General features: G+C 67.1%; 19 protein-coding genes. 11 read left to right on the top strand and 8 right to left on the bottom strand.

The annotated features are described in order from the left end of the window. Window positions 1–37 precede the first annotated feature (37 nt). The 7 genes from ABZ942_RS09090 to ugpC all read left to right on the top strand — a co-directional run bounded on the left by ABZ942_RS09090 (window position 38) and on the right by ugpC (window position 8341). Entirely contained in the window at window positions 38–1243 is a 1206-nt protein-coding gene (locus tag ABZ942_RS09090; RefSeq protein ID WP_357380382.1) for a serine hydrolase domain-containing protein, read from the top strand. 48 nt (window positions 1244–1291) lie between these two features. Continuing rightward, window positions 1292–2677: a cytochrome P450 gene (locus tag ABZ942_RS09085; RefSeq protein WP_357380160.1), complete on the top strand. Its 1386-nt coding sequence runs from the start codon at window positions 1292–1294 to the stop codon at window positions 2675–2677. 301 nt (window positions 2678–2978) lie between these two features. Next, window positions 2979–3884, top strand: a complete 906-nt coding sequence (locus ABZ942_RS09080) for a L,D-transpeptidase (protein WP_357380159.1) — start codon at window positions 2979–2981, stop codon at window positions 3882–3884. Window positions 3885–4054: 170 nt separating this feature from the next. Further along, window positions 4055–4984 (top strand): sugar ABC transporter permease, encoded by a 930-nt coding sequence (locus tag ABZ942_RS09075; RefSeq protein WP_357380158.1) that lies wholly within the window; start codon window positions 4055–4057, stop codon window positions 4982–4984. Between the two features lie 50 nt (window positions 4985–5034). Then, window positions 5035–5847, top strand: coding sequence for a carbohydrate ABC transporter permease (locus ABZ942_RS09070; protein WP_357380381.1), 813 nt, complete (start codon window positions 5035–5037; stop codon window positions 5845–5847). 16 nt (window positions 5848–5863) lie between these two features. Next, a complete protein-coding gene (locus ABZ942_RS09065; RefSeq protein ID WP_357380157.1) occupies window positions 5864–7192 on the top strand; it encodes an ABC transporter substrate-binding protein in 1329 nt (442 codons plus the stop codon). 69 nt (window positions 7193–7261) lie between these two features. Continuing rightward, window positions 7262–8341, top strand: coding sequence for a sn-glycerol-3-phosphate ABC transporter ATP-binding protein UgpC (ugpC, locus tag ABZ942_RS09060; protein ID WP_357380156.1), 1080 nt, complete (start codon window positions 7262–7264; stop codon window positions 8339–8341). Window positions 8342–8388: 47 nt separating this feature from the next. On the opposite strand, the gene ABZ942_RS09055 is transcribed toward ugpC, so the two are convergent. The 3 genes from ABZ942_RS09055 to ABZ942_RS09045 form a co-directional block, all read right to left on the bottom strand. Further along, on the bottom strand, window positions 8389–10407 hold the full coding sequence (locus ABZ942_RS09055) for a M13-type metalloendopeptidase (RefSeq protein ID WP_357380155.1): 2019 nt from the start codon (window positions 10405–10407) through the stop codon (window positions 8389–8391). A gap of 93 nt (window positions 10408–10500) precedes the next feature. Beyond that, a complete protein-coding gene (locus ABZ942_RS09050; RefSeq protein WP_357380154.1) occupies window positions 10501–10881 on the bottom strand; it encodes a DUF397 domain-containing protein in 381 nt (126 codons plus the stop codon). Window positions 10882–10891: 10 nt separating this feature from the next. Continuing rightward, a complete protein-coding gene (locus ABZ942_RS09045) occupies window positions 10892–11743 on the bottom strand; it encodes a Scr1 family TA system antitoxin-like transcriptional regulator (protein WP_357380153.1) in 852 nt (283 codons plus the stop codon). 138 nt (window positions 11744–11881) lie between these two features. On the opposite strand from ABZ942_RS09045, the gene ABZ942_RS09040 reads away from it, so the two are divergent. Next, on the top strand, window positions 11882–12388 hold the full coding sequence (locus ABZ942_RS09040) for a hypothetical protein (RefSeq protein WP_357380152.1): 507 nt from the start codon (window positions 11882–11884) through the stop codon (window positions 12386–12388). On the opposite strand, the gene ABZ942_RS09035 is transcribed toward ABZ942_RS09040, so the two are convergent. Beyond that, the gene (locus tag ABZ942_RS09035; protein ID WP_357380151.1) at window positions 12375–12860 is read right to left on the bottom strand and encodes a DUF4190 domain-containing protein; all 486 of its coding nucleotides are present in this window, start codon (window positions 12858–12860) and stop codon (window positions 12375–12377) included. The two genes, ABZ942_RS09040 and ABZ942_RS09035, sit on opposite strands and share 14 nt — an antisense overlap. A 186-nt stretch (window positions 12861–13046) precedes the next feature. Then, complete coding sequence (locus ABZ942_RS09030; protein WP_357380150.1) at window positions 13047–13832, bottom strand: pirin family protein; 786 nt, start codon at window positions 13830–13832, stop codon at window positions 13047–13049. A 313-nt stretch (window positions 13833–14145) separates the two neighbouring features. Here ABZ942_RS09030 and ABZ942_RS09025 point away from each other — a divergent pair, with 313 nt between their 5' ends. Both ABZ942_RS09025 and ABZ942_RS09020 read left to right on the top strand, forming a co-directional pair. After that, window positions 14146–14610, top strand: coding sequence for an NUDIX domain-containing protein (locus tag ABZ942_RS09025; RefSeq protein ID WP_357380149.1), 465 nt, complete (start codon window positions 14146–14148; stop codon window positions 14608–14610). 122 nt (window positions 14611–14732) lie between these two features. Beyond that, window positions 14733–16103 (top strand): MFS transporter, encoded by a 1371-nt coding sequence (locus tag ABZ942_RS09020; protein WP_357380148.1) that lies wholly within the window; start codon window positions 14733–14735, stop codon window positions 16101–16103. Window positions 16104–16111: 8 nt separating this feature from the next. Here ABZ942_RS09020 and ABZ942_RS09015 read toward each other — a convergent pair whose 3' ends face one another. Continuing rightward, window positions 16112–16714 (bottom strand): hypothetical protein, encoded by a 603-nt coding sequence (locus ABZ942_RS09015; protein WP_357380147.1) that lies wholly within the window; start codon window positions 16712–16714, stop codon window positions 16112–16114. A gap of 251 nt (window positions 16715–16965) precedes the next feature. On the opposite strand from ABZ942_RS09015, the gene ABZ942_RS09010 reads away from it, so the two are divergent. Continuing rightward, window positions 16966–18471: a DUF4185 domain-containing protein gene (locus ABZ942_RS09010; protein ID WP_357380380.1), complete on the top strand. Its 1506-nt coding sequence runs from the start codon at window positions 16966–16968 to the stop codon at window positions 18469–18471. A 1-nt stretch (window position 18472) separates the two neighbouring features. On the opposite strand, the gene ABZ942_RS09005 is transcribed toward ABZ942_RS09010, so the two are convergent. Continuing rightward, window positions 18473–19171, bottom strand: coding sequence for an allophanate hydrolase subunit 1 (locus tag ABZ942_RS09005; protein WP_357380146.1), 699 nt, complete (start codon window positions 19169–19171; stop codon window positions 18473–18475). A 37-nt stretch (window positions 19172–19208) separates the two neighbouring features. Next, window positions 19209–19964 carry a 5-oxoprolinase subunit PxpA gene (locus tag ABZ942_RS09000; protein ID WP_357380145.1) on the bottom strand — a complete coding sequence of 252 codons (756 nt, stop codon included), beginning with the start codon at window positions 19962–19964 and terminating at the stop codon, window positions 19209–19211. Window positions 19965–20084 lie beyond the last annotated feature (120 nt).

Below are 20084 nucleotides of genomic sequence, written 5' to 3'. Positions count from 1 at the left end.
CGATTCGGCGAACGGCAAGCTGGCCGCGCCCAAAGAGATGCTGGTCGACCCGCGATTCATCCGCCTGGCCGATCAATTCTTCGGCATGTTCAGCCAACCGAATCGTGGCGGCGGCGCCTTGGCCGTCTATCTCGACGGCAAGCCCGTGGTGGACATCTGGGGCGGCTGGGCCGGCCAGGATCGGCGCTGGAACGGCGAGACCGTCGCGCTGACCTTCTCCACCGGCAAGGGCGTCGCCTCAACCGTGGTGCACCGGCTGGCCGAACGCGGCCTGATCGACTACGACGCGCCGGTCGCCCGGTACTGGCCCGAATTCGGCGCGCACGGCAAGGACGACATCACCGTGCGCGATGTGCTCTCGCACCGCGCCGGACTGCATCGGGTACGTGGCCTGGTCCCCGGCCGCGAGGGCATCCTCGACTACGACGCGGTGATCCGGGCGCTGGCCGACAGCCCGCCGGACCCGCGCCGCATCCGCACCTCCGGCTATCACGCGATCACCTTCGGCTGGCTGGTCGCCGAGATCGTGCAGCGGGTCACCGGCGATCCGTTCATCGACGTGGTGCGCCGGGAGATCGCCGAGCCGCTCGGCCTCGACGAATTCTGGTTCCGGGTACCGGAATCCGAGCGCTATCGGATCGCCAAGATCTTCCCGCACCTGAGCCCGCCGGGCATCCGCTGGAACACCGCCTCGTCGGTGCTGTCCTGGGTGCGCCCGATCCGCGGGCTGGCCGAGGCGGGCATGCCGGAGAGCTTCGACGAGCTGGTCCGCGACCCGCGGGTGCACGATGCGGTGATGCCCGGCTGGAACGGCGTCTTCTCGGCGCGGGCGCTGGCCAGAATGTATGGGGCGCTTGCCGACCACGGCCGGGTTTACGTACCTGGCACCGGCGCGACAGTGCAGTTCCTGCGGCCGGAGACGATCGAGACCATCAACCAGGTGCAGCCCGCCGAGAGCCGCGACTACGTGCTCGGGCTGCCGCTGCGGTTCACCCTCGGGTATCACCGCCCGGTGCTGATGTCCAAGCAGCAGCCGCGAAAGGCGTTCGGGCACTACGGCGTCGGCGGGTCGGGGGCCTATGCCGATCCGGAGCTCGGCATGTCGATCGCCTTCGTCACCAACCGGTTGGGCAACGCGGTGACCGCGCTCGGCGACGCCCGGCTGGCCCGGCTGGCCGCGACCGCGCGAAATACGGTGCGCAGGGCCAAACCTACGGTTGTCGTCGACGAGACCGATTCCTAGACCGCGTCGAACCGACGGACCGGTGAGTTCGTACCTATAGATATGGACGTGGGCACAGCCGAAGTCGACACCGAGGTGCCGCGGACGCCGCGGCTGATCGTGCTGCACGCACTGGCCGCGGGGATCGACTTCGAGCGGTACTTCCGCTGGCGCCGGGCGCGCGAGGGCGATCCGTTCTTCGTGCGCTTTCCCGGCTTCGGGTCGGGACTGTTCACCGGCACGGCCGCAGGTGCGCGTGCGGTCTTCCGGGCACCGGTGGACGCGCTCGAGCCGCCGCGGCCGAATCCGATCGAGCCGCTGGTCGGCACGGCCTCGCTGATCCTCGCCGCAGGCGAACGGCATCGTCGCGACCGGGCGCTGCTCGCCCCGGCCTTCCACGGTGCGCGGATCCGCGCGTACGGGGAGATCATCCGCGATTCGGTGCTCCAGGAGATAGCCGGTGACACCGGCCGGGCGTGGCGGCCCGGCGTGCGGATCGATTCGCAGGCGGCGGCGCGGGCGATCACGCTGCGGGTGATCCTGGCGGCGGTGTTCGGGGTGGACAGCAACGAGCGGCGGGCCGAATACACCAGGGCGGTCAGCGAATTCCTCACCGCGTTCTCCGGGCCGCTGATGCTGGTGCCGCTGCTGCGGCACGGGTTGTTCGGGCAGGCGCCGTGGGATCGGTTCGTCGCGGCCCGCGAGCGGCTCGATCGGTTGATCCGCGACGACATCGCGCACCGGCGGACGGCCAACGGGAGTCTGGCCACCGACATCCTCGGCATGTTGCTCAGCACGCACTACGACGACGGCACCGCGATCACCGACGACGACCTGTGCGAGCAACTGCGCACGCTGCTGGTCGCCGGGCACGAGACCACCGCGACGACGCTGGTCTGGGCACTGTTCCACCTGCACCGGGAGCCGGCCACGCTGGAACGGCTGCGCGCGGAGTTGCGCGCCGCCGGGCCCGAGGTCGGCCCGGTCGAGCTGGCCCGGCTGCCCTATCTGGACGCGGTGTGTCAGGAGGCGCTGCGCCTGCACCCCGCGGTGCCCATCGTGGTGCGCAGGCTGACCGCGCCGTACACGCTGCGCGGGGTCGACTTGGCGGCGGGCGACACGATGGGGGTCGCGGTGCCGCTGCTGCACTCGGATCCACAGGTGTGGCCGGACGCGCAACGATTCCAGCCGGAGCGGTTCCTCGACCGCAAATACAGCCCGTTCGAGTTCGCGCCGTTCGGCGGCGGGCATCGGCGCTGCGTCGGCGCCTCGCTTGCGGACTACGAACTGCGAATCGCATTGGCTACCATCGTGAATCGAGTACGGCTGCGATTGGCCCCTCGATATGCGAACGGCCGTGCGCCAATGTCGGTGCCGCACAACATAGCAACCGGTCCGCATCGCCCGATTCCGTTCGTCGTCGAGAGTGATTTACATCACGAAGGCGTTTGGTAACACCGGCAAAGCGACCTACCTGCGGCATCGATCCACACAGCGGACTCGCCGACGTGACCGGTACCTTTCGGGAAGCCGGACAACCACCGCCGGGTTATGTGACGGCTACCACACCGAGCGGTATGAACGAATCATTATGAAACGCAACTGGCTTCGAGCCGCACCGGGACGGTAGGAAGGAGGTCGGGTCGGGCCGTCAATACCCGTGGGGTGAGCTCTGCCCGCTCCACGCCGATGAGAGATCTCGTGGCACTTGTGCGCCTGCGCGGGTGCGGCGAGAGATGGAATGGACGAGAAACCTATGCATGTCGCTTCGCACACCGGGTCGCTACCTGCCCATCGCAGGGGAGCACAGCTAACCCGCAGGCTGCGGGTAGGCGCCCTGTTGTCCGCGACGATCGCGGCGGCGGGCGTCCTGCTGGTCGCACCCGCGGGCGCCGACCCGTTCCCGTTCGGTTCCGGTTCCGCCGGTTCCGCGACGGACCCGGCGCCGCAGCAGCCGAACTTCGCGCCGCCGTCGATCAACATCGCCGACGGCGAGGTCGTCGGGGTCGCGCAGCCGATCATCATCAACTTCAAGGACCCGGTGCCCGATCACGGCGCCGCCGAAAAGTTCATCAAGGTCACCTCGTCGAAGGACGCGCCGGGCCACTTCTACTGGCGCGGCGACAAGCAGGTGCGCTGGCGGCCGAACGAGTTCTGGCCGGACAACACCGACGTGACCGTCGAGGCTGGCGGCACCCGCAGCGCCTTCAAGATCGGCGATGCGTTCGTCAGCACCGCCGACGACAACACGCACATGATCACCATCACCCGCAACGGTGAGGAGGTGAAGACGATGCCGACCTCGATGGGCAAGACCAAGCACGAGACCCCGAACGGCACCTACGTGGTCGGCGAGCAGCTGCGCAAGATGATCATGGATTCGTCCACCTACGGTGTGCCGACCACCGACCCCGAGGGCTACAAGCTCGAGGTCGAGTACGCGACCCGCATCTCCAACAGCGGCATCTTCGTGCACGCCGCCCCGTGGTCGGTCGGCCAGCAAGGCGTCTCCAACTCCAGCCACGGCTGCCTCAACGTGAGCACCGAGAACGCCAAGTGGTTCATGGAGAACTCACGCAAGGGCGACCCGGTGGTCATCGTGAACACCAAGGGCGGCTCGATCGGCACCAGCGACGGCCTGGCCGGAGACTGGAATGACTAGCTAACTCGCACAACCGAAGACACGTCATCGAGCCGAACATTACGATCAATTAGCTGATTTGCTGATCGTGATGTTCGGCTTCTTGATTCACTTGGCCCGTGCTCGAGAAGTTCAGCGTCCGGCAGGATAGCGTTAACCGATTGTTTGCTCCTGTCCGTAGAGTGCGCGACGTGCGAGCGAAGCCGGAACGAGTATTACCCCCACCGCGCGGACGCGGTTTGCGGAACCGGCCCTGGCAGGATTACGCCCTGTTCCTGGTGCTCGTGGTACCCAATCTCGCACTGCTGACAGTGTTCGTCTACCGGCCGTTGATCGACAACATCCGGCTCTCGTTCTACGACTGGAACATCTCCGATCCGGTCGCCACCTTCATCGGGGTGCGCAACTACACCGAGTGGTGGGGCCGGTCGGATTCCTGGGACATCGTCACCAACACAGTGGTATTCACCCTGGCCGCGGTGGTCGGCAGCATGGTGCTCGGCCTCGCGCTGGCGCTGCTGCTGGACCGGAAGCTGTTCGGCCGCAATGTGGTCCGCTCGGCGATCTTCGCGCCGTTCGTCATCTCCGGCGCCGCCATCGGCGTGGCCTTCCAGTTCATCTTCGATCCGAGCTTCGGCCTGGTCCAGGATGTGTTGCACCGCTTGGGCGTCGACAATGTGCCGGACTTCTACCAGAACCCGCACTGGGCGCTGTTCATGGTGACGGTGACCTACATCTGGAAGAACCTGGGCTACAGCTTCGTCATCTATCTGGCCGCGCTGCAAGGGGTTCGGGCCGAGCTGATGGAGGCGGCCGAGATGGACGGCGCGAGCCGGTGGACCACCTTCACCAAGGTGCTGCTGCCGCAGCTGCGCCCGACCACGTTCTTCCTGTCCATCACGGTGCTGCTGAATTCGTTGCAGGTCTTCGACATCATCAACGTGATGACCCGCGGTGGGCCGCTGGGCACCGGCACCACCACGATGGTCTACCAGGTCTACGAAGAGTCTTTCCGTAACTTCCGCGCCGGATACGGCGCGACCGTGGCCACCATCATGTTCGTGGTACTGCTGGTCGTCACGCTGGTGCAGGTTCGTGTCATGGATCGGAATGAGCAGTGAAAAGCGCAGGCGCTGAAACGGTTTCCTACCAACGTCGCCAGCGCGGGGTGATGCTGCTCGGCTACGCCGCCATGGTGTGCGTGCTGATCATCGTCGGCGTCCCGCTGTTCTGGATCTTCATCACCTCGTTCAAGGCGCGCCCGGACATCTACGTGCAGCCCGCGGTGTACTGGCCGCACAGCTGGCACCCGGAGAACTACGGCGACGCCACCACGACGCTGCCGTTCTGGACCTTCCTGCGCAACTCGCTGATCGTCACCGGGATCATCGCCGCGGTGAAGTTCGTGCTCGGCGTGCTCAGCGCGTACGGGCTGGTGTTCCTGCGCTTTCCGGGCAAGACCGCGGTGTTCCTGATCATCATCGCGGCGCTGATGGTGCCCAATCAGATCACGGTGATCTCGAACTACGCACTGGTCGCCCAGCTCGGCTGGCGGAACTCGTTCCAGGGCATCATCATTCCGCTGTGCGGCGTGGCCTTCGGCACCTTCCTGATGCGCAACCACTTCCTGTCACTGCCCTCGGAGGTGATCGAGGCGGCCAGGATGGACGGCGCGAGCTGGTGGCGGCTGCTCACCAAGGTGGTGCTGCCGATGTCCGGGCCGACCATGGTTGCCTTCGCGGTGGTCACCCTGGTGAACGAGTGGAACGAATACCTCTGGCCGTTCTTGATGGCCGACGACACCTCGGTCGCGACGCTGCCGGTCGGTCTCACCCTGCTGCAGAACACCGAGAATCCGAGCGTCACCAACTGGGGGCCGGTGATGGCGGGCACGTTGCTGACCATGCTGCCGATTCTCGTGGTGTTCCTGCTACTGCAACGCCACATGATCAAAGGCCTCACCTCGGGTGCGGTCAAAGGTTAGATACAGGAGAAACCACGTGTCCACTTCTCAGTTCCCCGCGCTGTCCCGGCGCGGATTCATCGGGCTGGCCGGCGCCGTCGCCGCCGGCGCGGCACTGACCGCATGCGCGGGCACCGGCGGTGGCGCCAAGCAGACCGGCGACGGCAAGACGCTGACCTTCTGGTCCAACCACCCCGGCACCTCGAAGGACATCGAGACCGAGCTGATCAACCGGTTCCAGGCGAAGTACCCCGACCTCAAGGTGAACCTGGTCGACGCGGGCAAGAACTACGAGGAGGTGTCGCAGAAGTTCAACGCGGCGCTGTCCGGCGGCGATCTGCCCGACATCGTGGTGCTCTCGGATGTCTGGTGGTTCAACTACGCCCTCAACGGCACCATCGAACCGCTCGACGCGCACTTCGGCGACGCGGGCGTCAAACTCGACGACTACGTCGACTCGCTCGCCGCGGACTACCTGTTCAACGGCAAGCACTACGCGCTGCCCTACGCCCGCTCGACGCCGCTGTTCTATTACAACAAGGACGTGTGGAGCAAGGCAGGCCTGCCGGACCGCGGCCCGCAGAGCTGGCCGGAGTTCGACGAGTGGGGCCCCAAGCTGCAGGAGGTCGTCGGCGCGGGCAAGCTCGCGCACGGCTGGGGCGACGCGAAGAACTACCTGGCCTGGACCTACCAGGGCCCCAACTGGACCTTCGGCGGCGCGTACTCCGACCAGTGGAAACTGAAGTTCACCGACCCGGGCACCATCACGGCGGGCACCTTCTTCCGCGACATGATCAACGCCAAGAAGTACGCGGGCATCAACCCGCAGATCGCCGTCGACTTCGGCGCCGGCGTGATCGCCTCCACCATCGCCTCGACCGGTGACCTGCGCGGCATCACGAAGAACGCGGCGGGCAAGCTGCAGTTCGGCACCGCCTTCCTGCCGCACCCGAACGGGCCCGGCGTCACCACCGGCGGTGCCGGTCTGGCCATTCCGTCGCGCATCTCCGATGAGCGGAAGGTGAACGCGCTCAAGTTCATCGAGTTCATCACCAACGCGCAGAACACCGCGTACTTCTCCCAGGGCACCGGGTACATGCCGGTGCGCAAGTCGGCCACCGCCGACCCGACCGAGCAGGACTTCCTGGCCAAGAACCCGACCTCCAAGGTCGCCATCGACCAGCTCGCCGTCACCAAGTCGCAGGACTACGCCCGGGTGTTCGTGCCGGGTGGCGACCAGATCATCGGCACCGGACTGGAGCAGATCGGGCTGCAGAACGCCGACCCGGCAACGGTTTTCGCCAATGTCACCGGCCAGCTGCAGGCGATCATCGACCGGCAGATCACGCCGAAGCTGCCCAAGTAATACCCGCACCCCGGTGGCGGCCACCCTGCGTGGCCGCCACCGTGAGTTCACACGAGGAGATCGACGCCCATGGCCACAGTGCAGTTCGACGGGGTGACGCACCTGTATCCCGGTGCGCCGACACCGGCCGTCGACAGCCTGGAAATCGACATCGCCGACGGCGAGTTCATCGTGCTCGTCGGGCCATCGGGCTGCGGCAAGTCGACCAGCCTGCGCATGCTGGCCGGGCTGGAATCGGTGGAAGCCGGGCGAATCCTGATCGGCGGCAAGGACGTCACCGGTCTGCCGCCGCGCGCCCGGGATGTGGCAATGGTGTTCCAAAGCTACGCGCTGTACCCGAATATGACGGTCGCGGAGAACATGGGCTTCGCGCTGCGCAATGCGGGCATGAGCAAGGCCGACACTCTGGTCCGGGTGCAGGAGGCGGCGAAGATGCTGGAGCTCGAGCAGCTGCTCGACCGCAAACCGGCGAAACTCTCCGGCGGACAACGGCAGCGGGTGGCGATGGGCCGGGCGATCGTGCGCAGGCCACAGGTGTTCTGCATGGACGAGCCGCTGTCCAACCTGGACGCGAAGCTACGCGTGAGCACCCGGTCGCAGATCGCCGCGCTGCAGAAGCGGCTCGGCACCACCACGGTGTACGTCACCCACGATCAGGTGGAGGCGATGACCATGGGCGACCGGGTGGCGGTGCTGCTCGACGGTAAATTGCAGCAGATCGCCGCGCCCCGTGAGCTTTACGACAATCCGGTGAACACCTTCGTCGCCGGTTTCATCGGCTCGCCCGGGATGAACCTGCTGGAGGCACCGGTGCGCGACGGCGAAGCCGTTCTCGACGATCTGCGAATTCCCTTGCCCCGCACCGCGAAAACCGGCGACCGGGTGATCGTCGGCATTCGCCCGGAATCGTGGGAGGTGACCACCGAGGACAGTGGTCTCACGGTGGCCGCCGAACTGCTCGAGGAACTCGGCGCGGAATCGTTCGTCTACAGCCACGGCGTCGCCGCGGACTGGAACAGCCGCTCCGGCAAGGTGGTTGCCCGCGTGGACCGCCGGTTCCAGGTCGCGCTCGGCGATCAGCTGCGTCTGCGTCCCAAGCTCGACGACGTGTTCTTCTTCGACGCGGAGACCGAGCAGCGTCTGCGTTGACCGGGCGAGGGCATTACCCGGGTAATGCCCTCGCCTGAGTCCTCGATCTACCAGATCTTCACGCGCTCCGCCGGATCCAGATACAACGCGTCGCCCGAGGTGACCTCGAAAGCCTCGTGGAAGCTGTCGATGTTGCGAACCACTGCGTTGCAACGGAATTCGGGCGGCGAGTGCGGGTCGACGGCGAGGCGGCGGATGGCCTCCTCGCTGCGGGCCTTGGTGCGCCAGACCTGCGCCCAGCCGTAGAAGACGCGCTGCAGGCCGGTGAGGCCGTCGAGCACCGGCGCCTCGGCGCCGTCGAGGGAGATCTTGTAAGCCTGTAGCGCGATGGAAAGGCCGCCGAGGTCGCCGATGTTCTCGCCGATGGTGAATTCGCCGTTGACGGTGTGCTCGTCGGACAGTTCCTTCGGCGAGAGCACGTTGTACTGGTCGATCAACGCCTTGGTGCGCTTGCCGAATTCGGTGCGGTCGTCGTCGGTCCACCAGTCGACCATGTTGCCGTCGCCGTCGTACTTGGCGCCCTGGTCGTCGAAGCCGTGGCCGATCTCGTGGCCGATCACCGCTCCGATGCCGCCATAGTTCGCGGCGTCGTCGGCGTTCATGTCGAACATCGGCGGCTGCAGAATCGCTGCGGGGAAGACGATTTCGTTCATGCCGGGGTTGTAGTAGGCATTCACGGTCTGTGGCGTCATGAACCATTCGTCGTGATCGACCGGGCCGCCGAGCTTGTTCAGGTCGCGATCATGATCGGCGGCATAGCCGTTGCGGTAATTGCCGACCAGGTCGGCCGGATCGATCACGACGTCGGAGTAGTCGCGCCACTTGTCCGGGTAACCGATCTTCGGCGTGAACTTCTCCAGCTTGGCCAGCGCGGCCGCCCTGGTGTCGGCGCCCATCCAGTCCAGCTGGGCGATATTGCGGCGGTAGGCCTCCTGCAGGTTGGCGACCAGTTCCACCATCCTCGCCTTGGCCTCCGGCGGAAAGTGTTCGGCGACATACAGTTTGCCGACCGCCTCGCCGAGCAGGTCCTGTACCAGCGAGACGCCGCGCTTCCAGCGTTCCCGAATCTCCTGGGCGCCGGTCAGCGTGCGACCAGCGAAGGCGAAGTTCTCCTCGATCAGCGCATCGGTGAGATACGGTGCGCGCGAACGGATCAGCCGCCAGGCCGCCCATGCCTGCCAGTCCGCCAGCGATTCCGCCGACCACACTTCATTGAACGTGCTCAGGTAATCCGGCTGGCGGACAATGACTTCGGCGAACAGGTCGGGGCCGGGCCGGTCGACGCCCTCGGCGAGCGCCGAAGTCCACGCCGCCCAATCGAATTCGGGGTAGTCGGCGACCAGCGCGTCGAAGGTGGTCAGGTTGTAGCTGCGTTCGGCGTCGCGGCGGCGGACCACGTCCCAGTGCCCGGCGGCGAGCTTGCGCTCCAGCTCGAACACCCGCTGGCCCACCGTGTCCAGGTCCTGCGGGAGCAATGCGGCGATCCGGGGATCGGCGGCGGCCAACGCGAACATCCGGCCGATGTGCGCGATGTATTCGGCGCGGATCTCGGCGGATTCGTCCTGGCGGTAGTACGCCTCGTCGGGCAGCCCGATGCCGGACTGGGAGGCATGCACCAGGTAGCGGGTGGAGTTCTTGTCGTCGGTGTCGACGTAGCAGCCGATGGCGCCGCTGACGCCGGTGCGCTGCAGCCTGCCGAGCAGGGCCGCGAACGCGCTGCGGTCGGTGACCGCGTAGATAGCGGCGAGCTCGGCCGAGATCGGCGTCAGCCCCGCGGCGGCCACGGTGTCGGTGTCCATGAAGCTGGCGTACAGGTCGCCGATCTTGCGGGCATCGGTACCCGGCTCGGCCAATTCGGCGGCGGCGTTCTGAATGATCACCTGCACGTCCCGCTCGGCCTGGTCGTACAGCGTGCGCAGCGCGCCGTCCACCGCGCGGTCGGCCGGTATCTCGTGGTCGGCCAGCCATTTGCCGTTGACGTGCGCGAACAGGTCATCCTGCACCCGTACGCCCTGGTCTAGATAGGACAGATCGATACCGGAGGGACTGCTCAACTCGGAAGTCACGATCTCCAGTATGCCGACGATGGGCAAAAGTCGGCCCCCGGCCGCGAACGGCCGGGGGTAAGCGGTCAGTCGTTCAGGAGATCAGTGCGTCGTTCAGACGGTGAGTGCGATGCGGTCGAACTCGCCGTCGTGCGCGCCGAGCAGGAAGGCGTCCCACTCCTGCGGGGTGTAGCCGAGCACGGTCGAGCCGTGCCGGAGCAGGGTGTGACCATCGGCGGCGGTGTGCGCGGTCAGCGCGCCGGGCGTTCGGCCCGACGTGCGCAGGGTGTCGAGGAACGCGGTCCATTCCCGCGCGGTGACGGTGATGATCGGTTCGTCGGCGGGATGGTTGGCGGGATCGCGGCGGTATTTACTGTCACGGACGAGCACCGCGTCACCATCGAAGCGGACCTCGACACATTGGTTGCCGTTGTTCGATCGAGTCGACCGGAACCAGTCGGTGTAAACCGACCGGGGAGTAACCGTGGTGGCCATGGGCAGGATTTTACACTCGGGCATACCGCCTGATCAGGGTCGATGACTCGACACGGTCCAGCGATTGCTCTTGTGCGCGAACGTAAGCGAAGCTCAGATCACGCACCAGTTCCGGGTCGTCGACCGCCCCGCCGAACACGGCGCTCTCCGCCCAGCCGAAGGTCGGCAGCTGCTCGCCTGCGAAGTCGATCAGATGGAAACTCGACCCACCGAGCACCGCACCCGCGGTGGCCGCGAACGGGATGACCCGCACCTCGACGGTGTCGAGCTCGTCGATCAGCTCGGCCAGATGTGTCAACTGCGCGCGCAGCACGTCCGGTCCGCCGGTCTGCTGCAGCAGCGTGCCCTCGCCGATTACCGCGGTGAGCTCGACCGGCTCCTTGCCGCGCAGCCGTTCCTGCCGGTGCATCCGAATCGCGACCAGCTGTTCTACCTGGACCGGGCGAATCATCACGTCAGCGCTGATCAGCGCGCGGGCATACGCCTCGGTCTGCAGCAGGCCCGGCACCACCAGGCTGTCGTAGCTGCGGATGCTCTGCGCGCCGTATTCCATGCCGTACAGCCGCTGCAGTTCGGGACCGATCAGCGCGGACGACCTGGTCCACCAGCCGCGCTGCTTGCTGGCGTCGAGCAGCGCGAGCAGCTCTGCGCGTTCCTCGGCCTCCACCTCGAGCAGCTCGAGCACCGGGCCGATGGTGTTGCCGGTGAGCACCCGCCGGCCCTTCTCCACATGCGACCAGTTGGCCGGGGTGAAACCGACCCGCTTGGCGAAACCCGCCGAATCGAAGCCGCGCTGTTCGCGCAGCTCCCGCAGCCGCAACACCAATTCCCAACGGGCAACGGCGGGCGAGACGGGTGCCATGACAGGCGATCGTACGCGGGTTCGACTCACCGGCGTGTGACTATTGTCAATGCAGTAGTGCGGCATTAGGGTCTGGTTTCAGCGGTCGATTCTCTCTCCCCCTTCACGCGATCCACCCGCATCGAGGCGAGGTTCGTCATGAGTTTGTCCCGCACTGAATCAGGCAGTCACCCGGCATCCGATTACACGACGATGCAGGATGCCATCGCCCGCTGCCGCCGCTACCGCAAGGACCACGGGCTGTACGGCGTGGTCGATCCGGCGCTGGGACGAATCATGTTGGAGGTAGGCGCGGTCGGCGCCGTCGTCATGCCCGCCGCGCTCGGTCGCCGAGTCCGGGCGCGGCTGATCGAGCAGGCACCCGATGACCGGGCCGGGCCGATCGTCGGGCACCCACGCTCGGACCGGTGGACCTTCCTGACCGGCCCGACCGACAACTCCTATCTGGACACCGAGCTGTTCGCCGACCTGTTCCGAGTCTGCGCCTCGGTCGCGCTGCCCGGCAGCAACATCGTGCTGCCCTCGCCGGCCGACGAGGGCAGCGGCTACCGGAAGTGGATTGCCCCACCCGAGAGCGACTTTCGCCCGGAGATGGGCCACGTCCTGGCGGCTACCCGAGCCTGCGCGGCGATCAGCGAGGCGTAGGTGCCGGTGTGAGGGTGACGCTGTACTTGTCCTCGAGCCGCTGATTCCAATCACGCTCGCACTGGTCGATCTTGGTTTGATCGCCGTTCGCCTTGTTCACGCAGTCGACGAAGTCCTTGCCGCCGCTGTTGACGAAGAAGCTGTAGCCGACGACGGTGACCACGATGGCACCGATCAGGCCGAGCGCGCCGAGGATCAGACCGGTGATCGCCAGGCCCCCGCCGCCCGCGCGACCCGACCGGGTCTTCACCAGCGCGACGATGCCGAAGATGATGGCGAAGGCGCCGAACAGGTAGCCGCCGACCAGCGTCCAGAAGCTCAGCAAGGCCAGGATGCCGAGCACCAGTGCGGTGATCGCCAGGCCCTTGCCCTTCGGCGACTCCTGCCAGTACGTGGGCTGACCGGGCTGCCCGCCCGGCGGCGGGTACCCGGAGGGCGGCGGGTATTGGCCGGGAGGCGGATATTGCGACATGGACTTCCTCTCCGTCGGTGCCTCGCGCCGCTCGATCCGGACCAGGTGGCCCGGCGGGTGCGCGGGGATCGCCTACTGATCGCCCGCGCTACGAGCGGATGTTAATGCGAGGTATGCCCATTTTGTCGCAACCCAGCGGACTCTGTTCCCTGGACGCGCCCGGTCGCAGCGATTTCGGCGCTCCGCCTACTGCGCGCCCAGCCGGGCGTGCATCTCCCAGACCAGGATCTCCGACGGCCTGCGGGCGATCACGCGCTGGCCGCCGGTTCTGGTCAGCCGGACCGCGTCGCCCTCGTCCAGGGTGCCGACGCCCTCCATCTCCACCTCGCCGTTGGCGACGAAAACGTGCAGGTAAGGGGCGTCGGGCAGATCGATGGCCTGCTCGGGATCGCCGGACATCCTGGCCACGTGGAACGCCGCGTGACTGCTGTTGATGGCGATGGCGGTGCGGTCGCGGTAGCGCGGCAAGCCCGCGGCCACCGTCACCAGGCCGCCGGTCGCGAGCGCGTCATCGATCTCGAGCTGTTGATAGCCGGGCGTCAGGCCCGGCTCGTCGGGGACCACCCACATCTGCACGAAATGCACCGGCTCGTCGTGCTCGGCGCCGTCGATGCGCCACGCGTCGTTCTTCTCCGAGTGCAGGATGCCGGTGCCCGCACTCATCCGCTGCGCCAGACCCGGGTAGATGATGCCGCTGTGGCCGAGCGAATCCTGGTGCACCAGGCTGCCGCCGAGCACCCAGGTGACGATCTCCATGTCCCGGTGCGGATGGGTGTCGAAGCCCTGACCGGGGGAGACGACATCGTCGTTGTTCACCAGCAGCAGGCCGTGGTGGGTGTTGTCGGGATCGTAGTGCTCCCCGAACGAGAACGAATGCTTCGAATCCAGCCAGGACACCCGCGTCTTCATGCGGTCGCCTGCTCGATGGACGTCGGTGTGTGGTGTCATCAGCGAACGAAGTGAGCGAGTCATGTCGCAGCGTGCGGCACGCAAGCCGGAGCTGAGCGCCAGCGAGGCGCAGGCTGGAGTGTGGACATCAAGGTCCTCCTCTCGGGACCGTGCACCGATCACCTTTCAGGGTAGGAGCACATACGTCGCGGTACTCCACATTCCTAGTAAATTGTCCTGCACTCGGCATTTTACGCGAGCGACCAGCGGGTGAACGTCAGGCGAGCAGAACCAACCGGTACGTCGAAACGGCGGGCGAACACGGGATGCGCCGGTGCGGTGTCCGGGCCGGATTCGTAAAATGATGCGCCGCAATGCAACCGGAGGTGACGAACAGATGCGACCCGAGGCACTTGCGCGCATCGAGCGACAACTCCGCAGCGAGGCGCGGCGCGACGGTATCGCACATTTCGTCGTCGGCGTCGCGGTGTTTCGCGACCGCAAACTGCTGGTGGTGCGCCGGGTGCCGGACGACTACCACGGCGGCATGTACGAACTACCCGGCGGCGGAGTCGAATCCGGCGAGACCTTCGCCGAATGCGTTGAACGTGAGCTGTTCGAGGAAACCGGCCTGCGGGTGCGCCGCATCACAGATTTCCTCGGCGGCATCGACTACGCCACCAGAACCAAGTCCAGGGTGCGTAAATACAGCTTCGTGGTGGACGTCGAACCGGGCGAGGTTGCCCTGGAACCCGGTGAGCACGACGCCTTCGCCTGGATCGACGCCGACGCCCTCGACGAACTGCCGATGGCCCCGGACATGCGCGAGGCAGTCAGCGCCCTGGTCACCGACGCGCACTGATCAGGCTGCGATCAGCATTACCCCACCAACCACGCGCGAGTCTCGGCCGCTCGAACGCGAGACACCAAGGGGCCGCGAACACCGCCGCGCCCGCGCGGCCCATAACGCAGTACCCTCGCGGCGTGTCGACTGGTCGCTCGGAGAGCTCCATTCCCTCGGACGAGCGGCCGGAGCCGCTGTGGACCGCGCTGCGCGAAAGCCCCGGTGTGTTGCGGCTGGCCGTCGTGCGGTTCACCGGGCAGTTCGGGGACGGGATGTTCCAGGCGGCGCTGTCGGGGGCGATTCTGTTCAATCCCGAGCGGCAGACCGATCCGCTGGCCATCGCCGCCGGATTCGCGGTGCTGTTGTTGCCGTATTCGCTGATCGGGCCGTACGCGGGGGCGCTGCTGGATCGGTGGGATCGGCGCACGGTGTTGCTGGTGGCCAATGTGGCGCGGGCGGTGCTGATCGCGCTGGTCTGCGCGGGGCTGCTCGCAGGGATCGGGGAGACGCCGCTGCTGTTGCTCGCGCTGGCGGTGGTGGGGATCAGCCGATTCGTGTTGTCGGGTGTGTCGGCGGCCTTGCCCAGAGTGCTCGCCCAGCACTGGCTGGTGCCGATGAATTCGGTGCTCGCGACGGTGGCCTCGGGTTGTGCCGGGATCGGCGCGGCCACCTCGGTGGCGGTGATCGGGCTGATCGGCGCTGGGGATTTCGCCTCGGCGGTGGCGGTCGCGGTGAGCGGCATCGGGTCGGTGGTCAGCGCGGTGCTCGCGGCCGGGTTCGCGCCGCGGGTGCTCGGACCGGACGCGGGGGCGACGGCGAGCGAGAGTGCGGTGCATGCGATTGCCACCGGTCTGCGCACAGGGGCGACGGCGGTGTGGGAGTCGGTGCAGGTGACCACGGCGATGCTGGGCATCGGGACGCACCGAATCGTGTTCGGGCTCAACACCTTGATCATGGTGCTGGTGCTGCGGCAGGCGCCGGCGGATGGTTCCGGGTTGAACAGCGGGCTGCTCGGGTTCGGCGTGGCCATCGCGGCCACCGCGTCCGGCATGCTGGTGGCGGCTGTTGTTGCGCCGCTGCTGATTCCACGGCTCGGCCGGTCGAAGACGGTGCTGGCGGGTCTGCTGACCGCGACGGTGGTGCAGTTGACGCTGGTCACCCCGATCGGCCTCGCGGACGCGGGGTCGGCCGTGCAGCGGGCACATCAGCTCCTGCTGGTCGGGGCGTTCCTGCTCGGGCTGGCCGGGCAGACGATCAAACTGACCGGCGACGCGACGATGCAGATCGATATCGACGACGCGCGGCGCGGGCAGGTATTCGCCTTGCAGGACACGGTGTTCAATATTGCGTTCATCCTGGCGATTGCCGCTGCGGCGCTGGTTATCCCGGACGACGGTCGGTCATTGCCGGTGATTGTGGCCGGCGCCGGAATCTATTGCGCGGGTATTGCCGCGATCGCGCTCAATATGCGACGGCGGAAGATCGGCGATGCGCCGATGAATAGTCGGTGAGGTCGAATTCAGGTGATGATCGGATCGTCGTCGAGGTGGCGGCCGGTCGGATTCATCCACTGAGCTGGATAGCCGGATAGGTCGTCCGGGGGTCGGTGCGACGGCGGCGCGTCGGTGAGTGAGGGATGATCGGGCCTCGGCCACTGGTCGGCGTCGAGACCTGCGGGCGCGGGCATCGAATCCGGCTGGCCGGCACCGACATCGGTGTGCTGCTCGGCCATCATGTGCTCGGTCATCATGTGCTCGTCGGTCATCTCCTCGGTGCGCACGATCCAGCCCAGCGGCTCGCTGCTGGCGTCGGAGGCGGTACCGGTGATGGGGTGATCCCAGGTGCCGAGCCCGGTGGGGTCGGTATAGAAGTGGTCCAAGACGCCGTCGTCGTCCAGGTCGAGGGCCGCCACGTCGGCGATGCCGGAACCACTGGTGTCCCACATGGCGTCGTCGGCAAAACCGTCGCCGTCGAAGTCGAGCCGGATCGCGTCGGCCGCGGCCGAGGCCGGTCCGGCCAATTCCAAATCGGCCTGGCTGTGCCAGACGTGCACCGTGCCGTCGCCCGTACCGAACACGTACTCGATCTCGTTCATATGTGTTTGGACGCGCGCGACCGACATTCGGTTCCCTATTTCTCAGCCGTTATTCCGGTACGTTCGTTTCGCTTCCGCCCGATTCGACAGGAGTCAGCCAGCCATGGGTTTTCCGGCGCAGCATCCCGATAACGCGCGAAATCTACTAGCCGAGTGGGTAACCCGGCCGCATCCGCGCACTCGGATCGCGGAATAGCCCGGCCCCGCCCGACGTGACGCGCCGCCTCGGCATCCAATCCTCTTGTGCACCGGCCTTGTTCGGTGTGCTGCTCGGCGGGTTGCTCACCCTGCCCGTCCCGGCCGCACAGGCCGCCCCGTTTCCGTGGGCGCCGTCGCCGGTGAACAGCTGCGGTGAGGTCGGTTTCGATCCACGGAATCGCGAGCGCGATCCCGCGCTGCCACCGCTACCGCCGGTGGTGCTACCCGAGCGTATCGATATCCCGGTGCCGATCCCGCAGCTCACACCGATCACGGTGCCCGGCCCGGCACCGGACAACACCAGGATCGACGCGGCGCCGCAGGCCGCCGATCCGTGCCACACCCCGTGCCCGGACATCCGCGACATCTCGAAATCGCCTGAGCAGGAACCAGATCCGAGTCTGGCCCCGGAGACCGGCAACCGGCCGAGTTCTGCCGACCCGATCAAAGTGCCGCACATCGAGTTGAAGCCGGAGATCGAGCCCATCCCGGTACCGGTACCCGGCGGCCCCGGCGTCGAGCCGCAGCCCGCACCGCCGCCGGTGGTACACCCTGCCGAACCGGGTCCGCCGGTCGCACCGGTGGCCGAGCCGCGCGTCGCGTCGGTGGATCTGGCCGGCCAGATCACCGGGCACGGCTCGCAGAATCGCACCGACCTGCGCTGGCAGGTGGACGGCACCGACCTCGGCGTGATGTGGGAAACCAAGCCGGGTGAGGTCGCCGTCGCCTTCGGCGACACCTTCGGCAAGGGCTGGCAGGCCGGCGGCGCCGGGCACGACGACCAGGACTGGCGCAGCAACGTGCTGGGGTACAGCACCGATCACGATCTGTCCGACGGCCTTTCGCTGGACAGCATGGTGCAGGACAGCCGCTGCCACGCGGCCGAGATCCTGGACAGCCGCAAGCTCAAGAACTGGGAGACCACCACCATTCCGACCTCCGGCTTCGCGCTGGGCGATCGCCAGTATCTGAGCTACATGTCGGTGAATCGGTGGAGCCGGATTCCCGGCCTGTGGTCGAACAACTACGGCGGGCTCGCCTACTCCGACGACAACGGCCGCACCTGGACCAAGGATCAGCATGCCAAGTGGGACAACCTCTTCGGTGTCGGCCGCTTCCAGGTCGCGGCGATGGTGCCGCAGGGTGACTACGTCTATATGTTCGGCACACCCAACGGACGCGTCGGCGTGATCGGGCTGGCGCGGGTGCCGAAGGACGACGTGCTCAACACCTCGGCCTACCAGTACTGGGTGAACGGCAACTGGGCGCCCGCGGTCGAAAACCAGGCGACGCCACTGGTTCCTGGCCTGGCCAGCGAGGTGTCCGTGCGCTACGACCGGGACAACGCGCAGTGGCAGATGGTATATCTCGACTCCGCCCGCGGTGCGATCGTGGTGCGCAATGCGGCCGTCCCGCAAGGCAACTGGACCGAGGCGGTGCCATTACTGTCCACCAACGACTACCCCAAGTCCTACGGCGGCTTCATTCATCCGTGGTCGACCGGTAAGGATCTGTACTTCACCATCTCGTCCTGGGACAGCTACAACGTGTATCTCATGCACGCGCAGCTGGATTCGGCGAACTGAGCTAGTCCGCCACGACGAAACGGACGAAACCACCCGCGCGGATCAGCGCGGGCGGATCGCGGTTCACGTCCCACATCCGCAGGTCAGTGGTTCCGATGAGGTGCCAGCCGCCGGGGGTACTGCGCGGGTAGACGGCCGAATATCCGCCGGCCAGTGCGACCGCGCCCGCCGGGATGGTGGTGCGGGACTGTGGTCGGCGCGGCACGGTCAGTCGGGCGTCGGGTGACTCCAGGTAGCCGAAGCCGGGGGCGAATCCAACGAAGGCGCACCGCCAAACCGTCCCGGTGTGTTCGGCGATCACCTCCGCCTCGGTCCGGTCGAGTAGTCGCGCGACCTCGGCGAGGTCGGCGCCGTCGTAGCGCACCGGGACGATCAGGGGCTCGTCCGGAGAATCGTTGTCCGGCAGTGTTCCACGGGAAACAATGTCCGAATCCTGTGCTGCCGTGGACTGTTGCAGTTCGTGCAGCAGAGTCACGATCTTCCGGCGGACGGATTCCGCATGCTCCGGCGAAAGCAGCGTCACGAGAACGGTTTCGGCGGCGGGCAGGACGTCCCGCGCTCCCTCCGGCAGGCGGACACGCAGGGCCGCAACCAGTTTCGCTACCTGGTCACGGCGGGACGGCAGCACCAGCAACGCGCCGTCACCTGCCGCCCGGATCAGCCGATCCGGGTCGAAATCCATGGGTGCCGAATCGGTCACCGGACCGTGCCACTCGCCGAGACGGCGCCGATCATGCTCAGCAGAACGACTCGACCGGCACCCCGACCTCGTCCAAGGCGGTGCGAATGAGCCGGGCCATCTCGACGGCGGCCGGGGTGTCGCCGTGCACGCAGATGCTGGCCGCGTGCACCGTGACCTCGCCGGAACTCTCGACCGTGCGCGCCGTGCCCGACGTGGCGATCGAAACCGCCTGTGTGACGGCCGCATCGGTGCCGAGCACGGCACCGGGCACACCGCGCGCGGCGAGCGTGCCGCCCGGCGTGTACGCGCGGTCGGCGAAGCCCTCACCGACGAAACGCACCTTCGCCGCCTCCGCCGCGTGCTCCAGCTGAGATCCGGCGGGGCCGAGCAGCGCCAGTTCCGGGTCGTAGTCGACGATCGCGGCGAGCACCGCGTCCGCGAGCTGCCGCTCGCGGGAGGCCGAATGGTAGAGCGCACCATGCGGTTTCACGTAGCGCACCCGATCGCCCGCCGCCTTGGCGAAGGCGTCGAGACTGCCGATCTGATACAGCACCTCGTCCCGCAACTCGGCGGGGTTCATCGTCACCTCGCGGCGGCCGAACCCGGCCAGATCGCGGTAGCCGACGTGGGCGCCGATCCTGACCCCCTTTTCCACGGCGAGCCCGCAGGTCCGGCGCATGATCGAGGGGTCGCCCGCATGAAACCCGCAGGCGATGTTGGCGCTGGTGACGATGTCGAGCATCGCCGCGTCGTCGCCCATCTGCCACGGGCCGAAGCCCTCGCCGAGATCACTGTTCAGATCCAGCGGCATATGCACCCTTTCCGTGGCGGTGTGTCGGAGACAGCACCCCGATTGTCGTTGTGACGGTGCGTCACAAGCAAGAATGCCCGGTCAGCGGGGTGCCCTCAGTGGCAATCGCGACCTGGGTCA

It is taken from the genome of Nocardia sp. NPDC046473 (genome assembly GCF_040645995.1).
In the GTDB taxonomy this organism is placed as follows: Bacteria; Actinomycetota; Actinomycetes; order Mycobacteriales; family Mycobacteriaceae; genus Nocardia.
The sequence above is the reverse complement of the archived record's forward strand: the minus strand, read 5'-3'. Positions and strand labels throughout refer to the sequence as shown.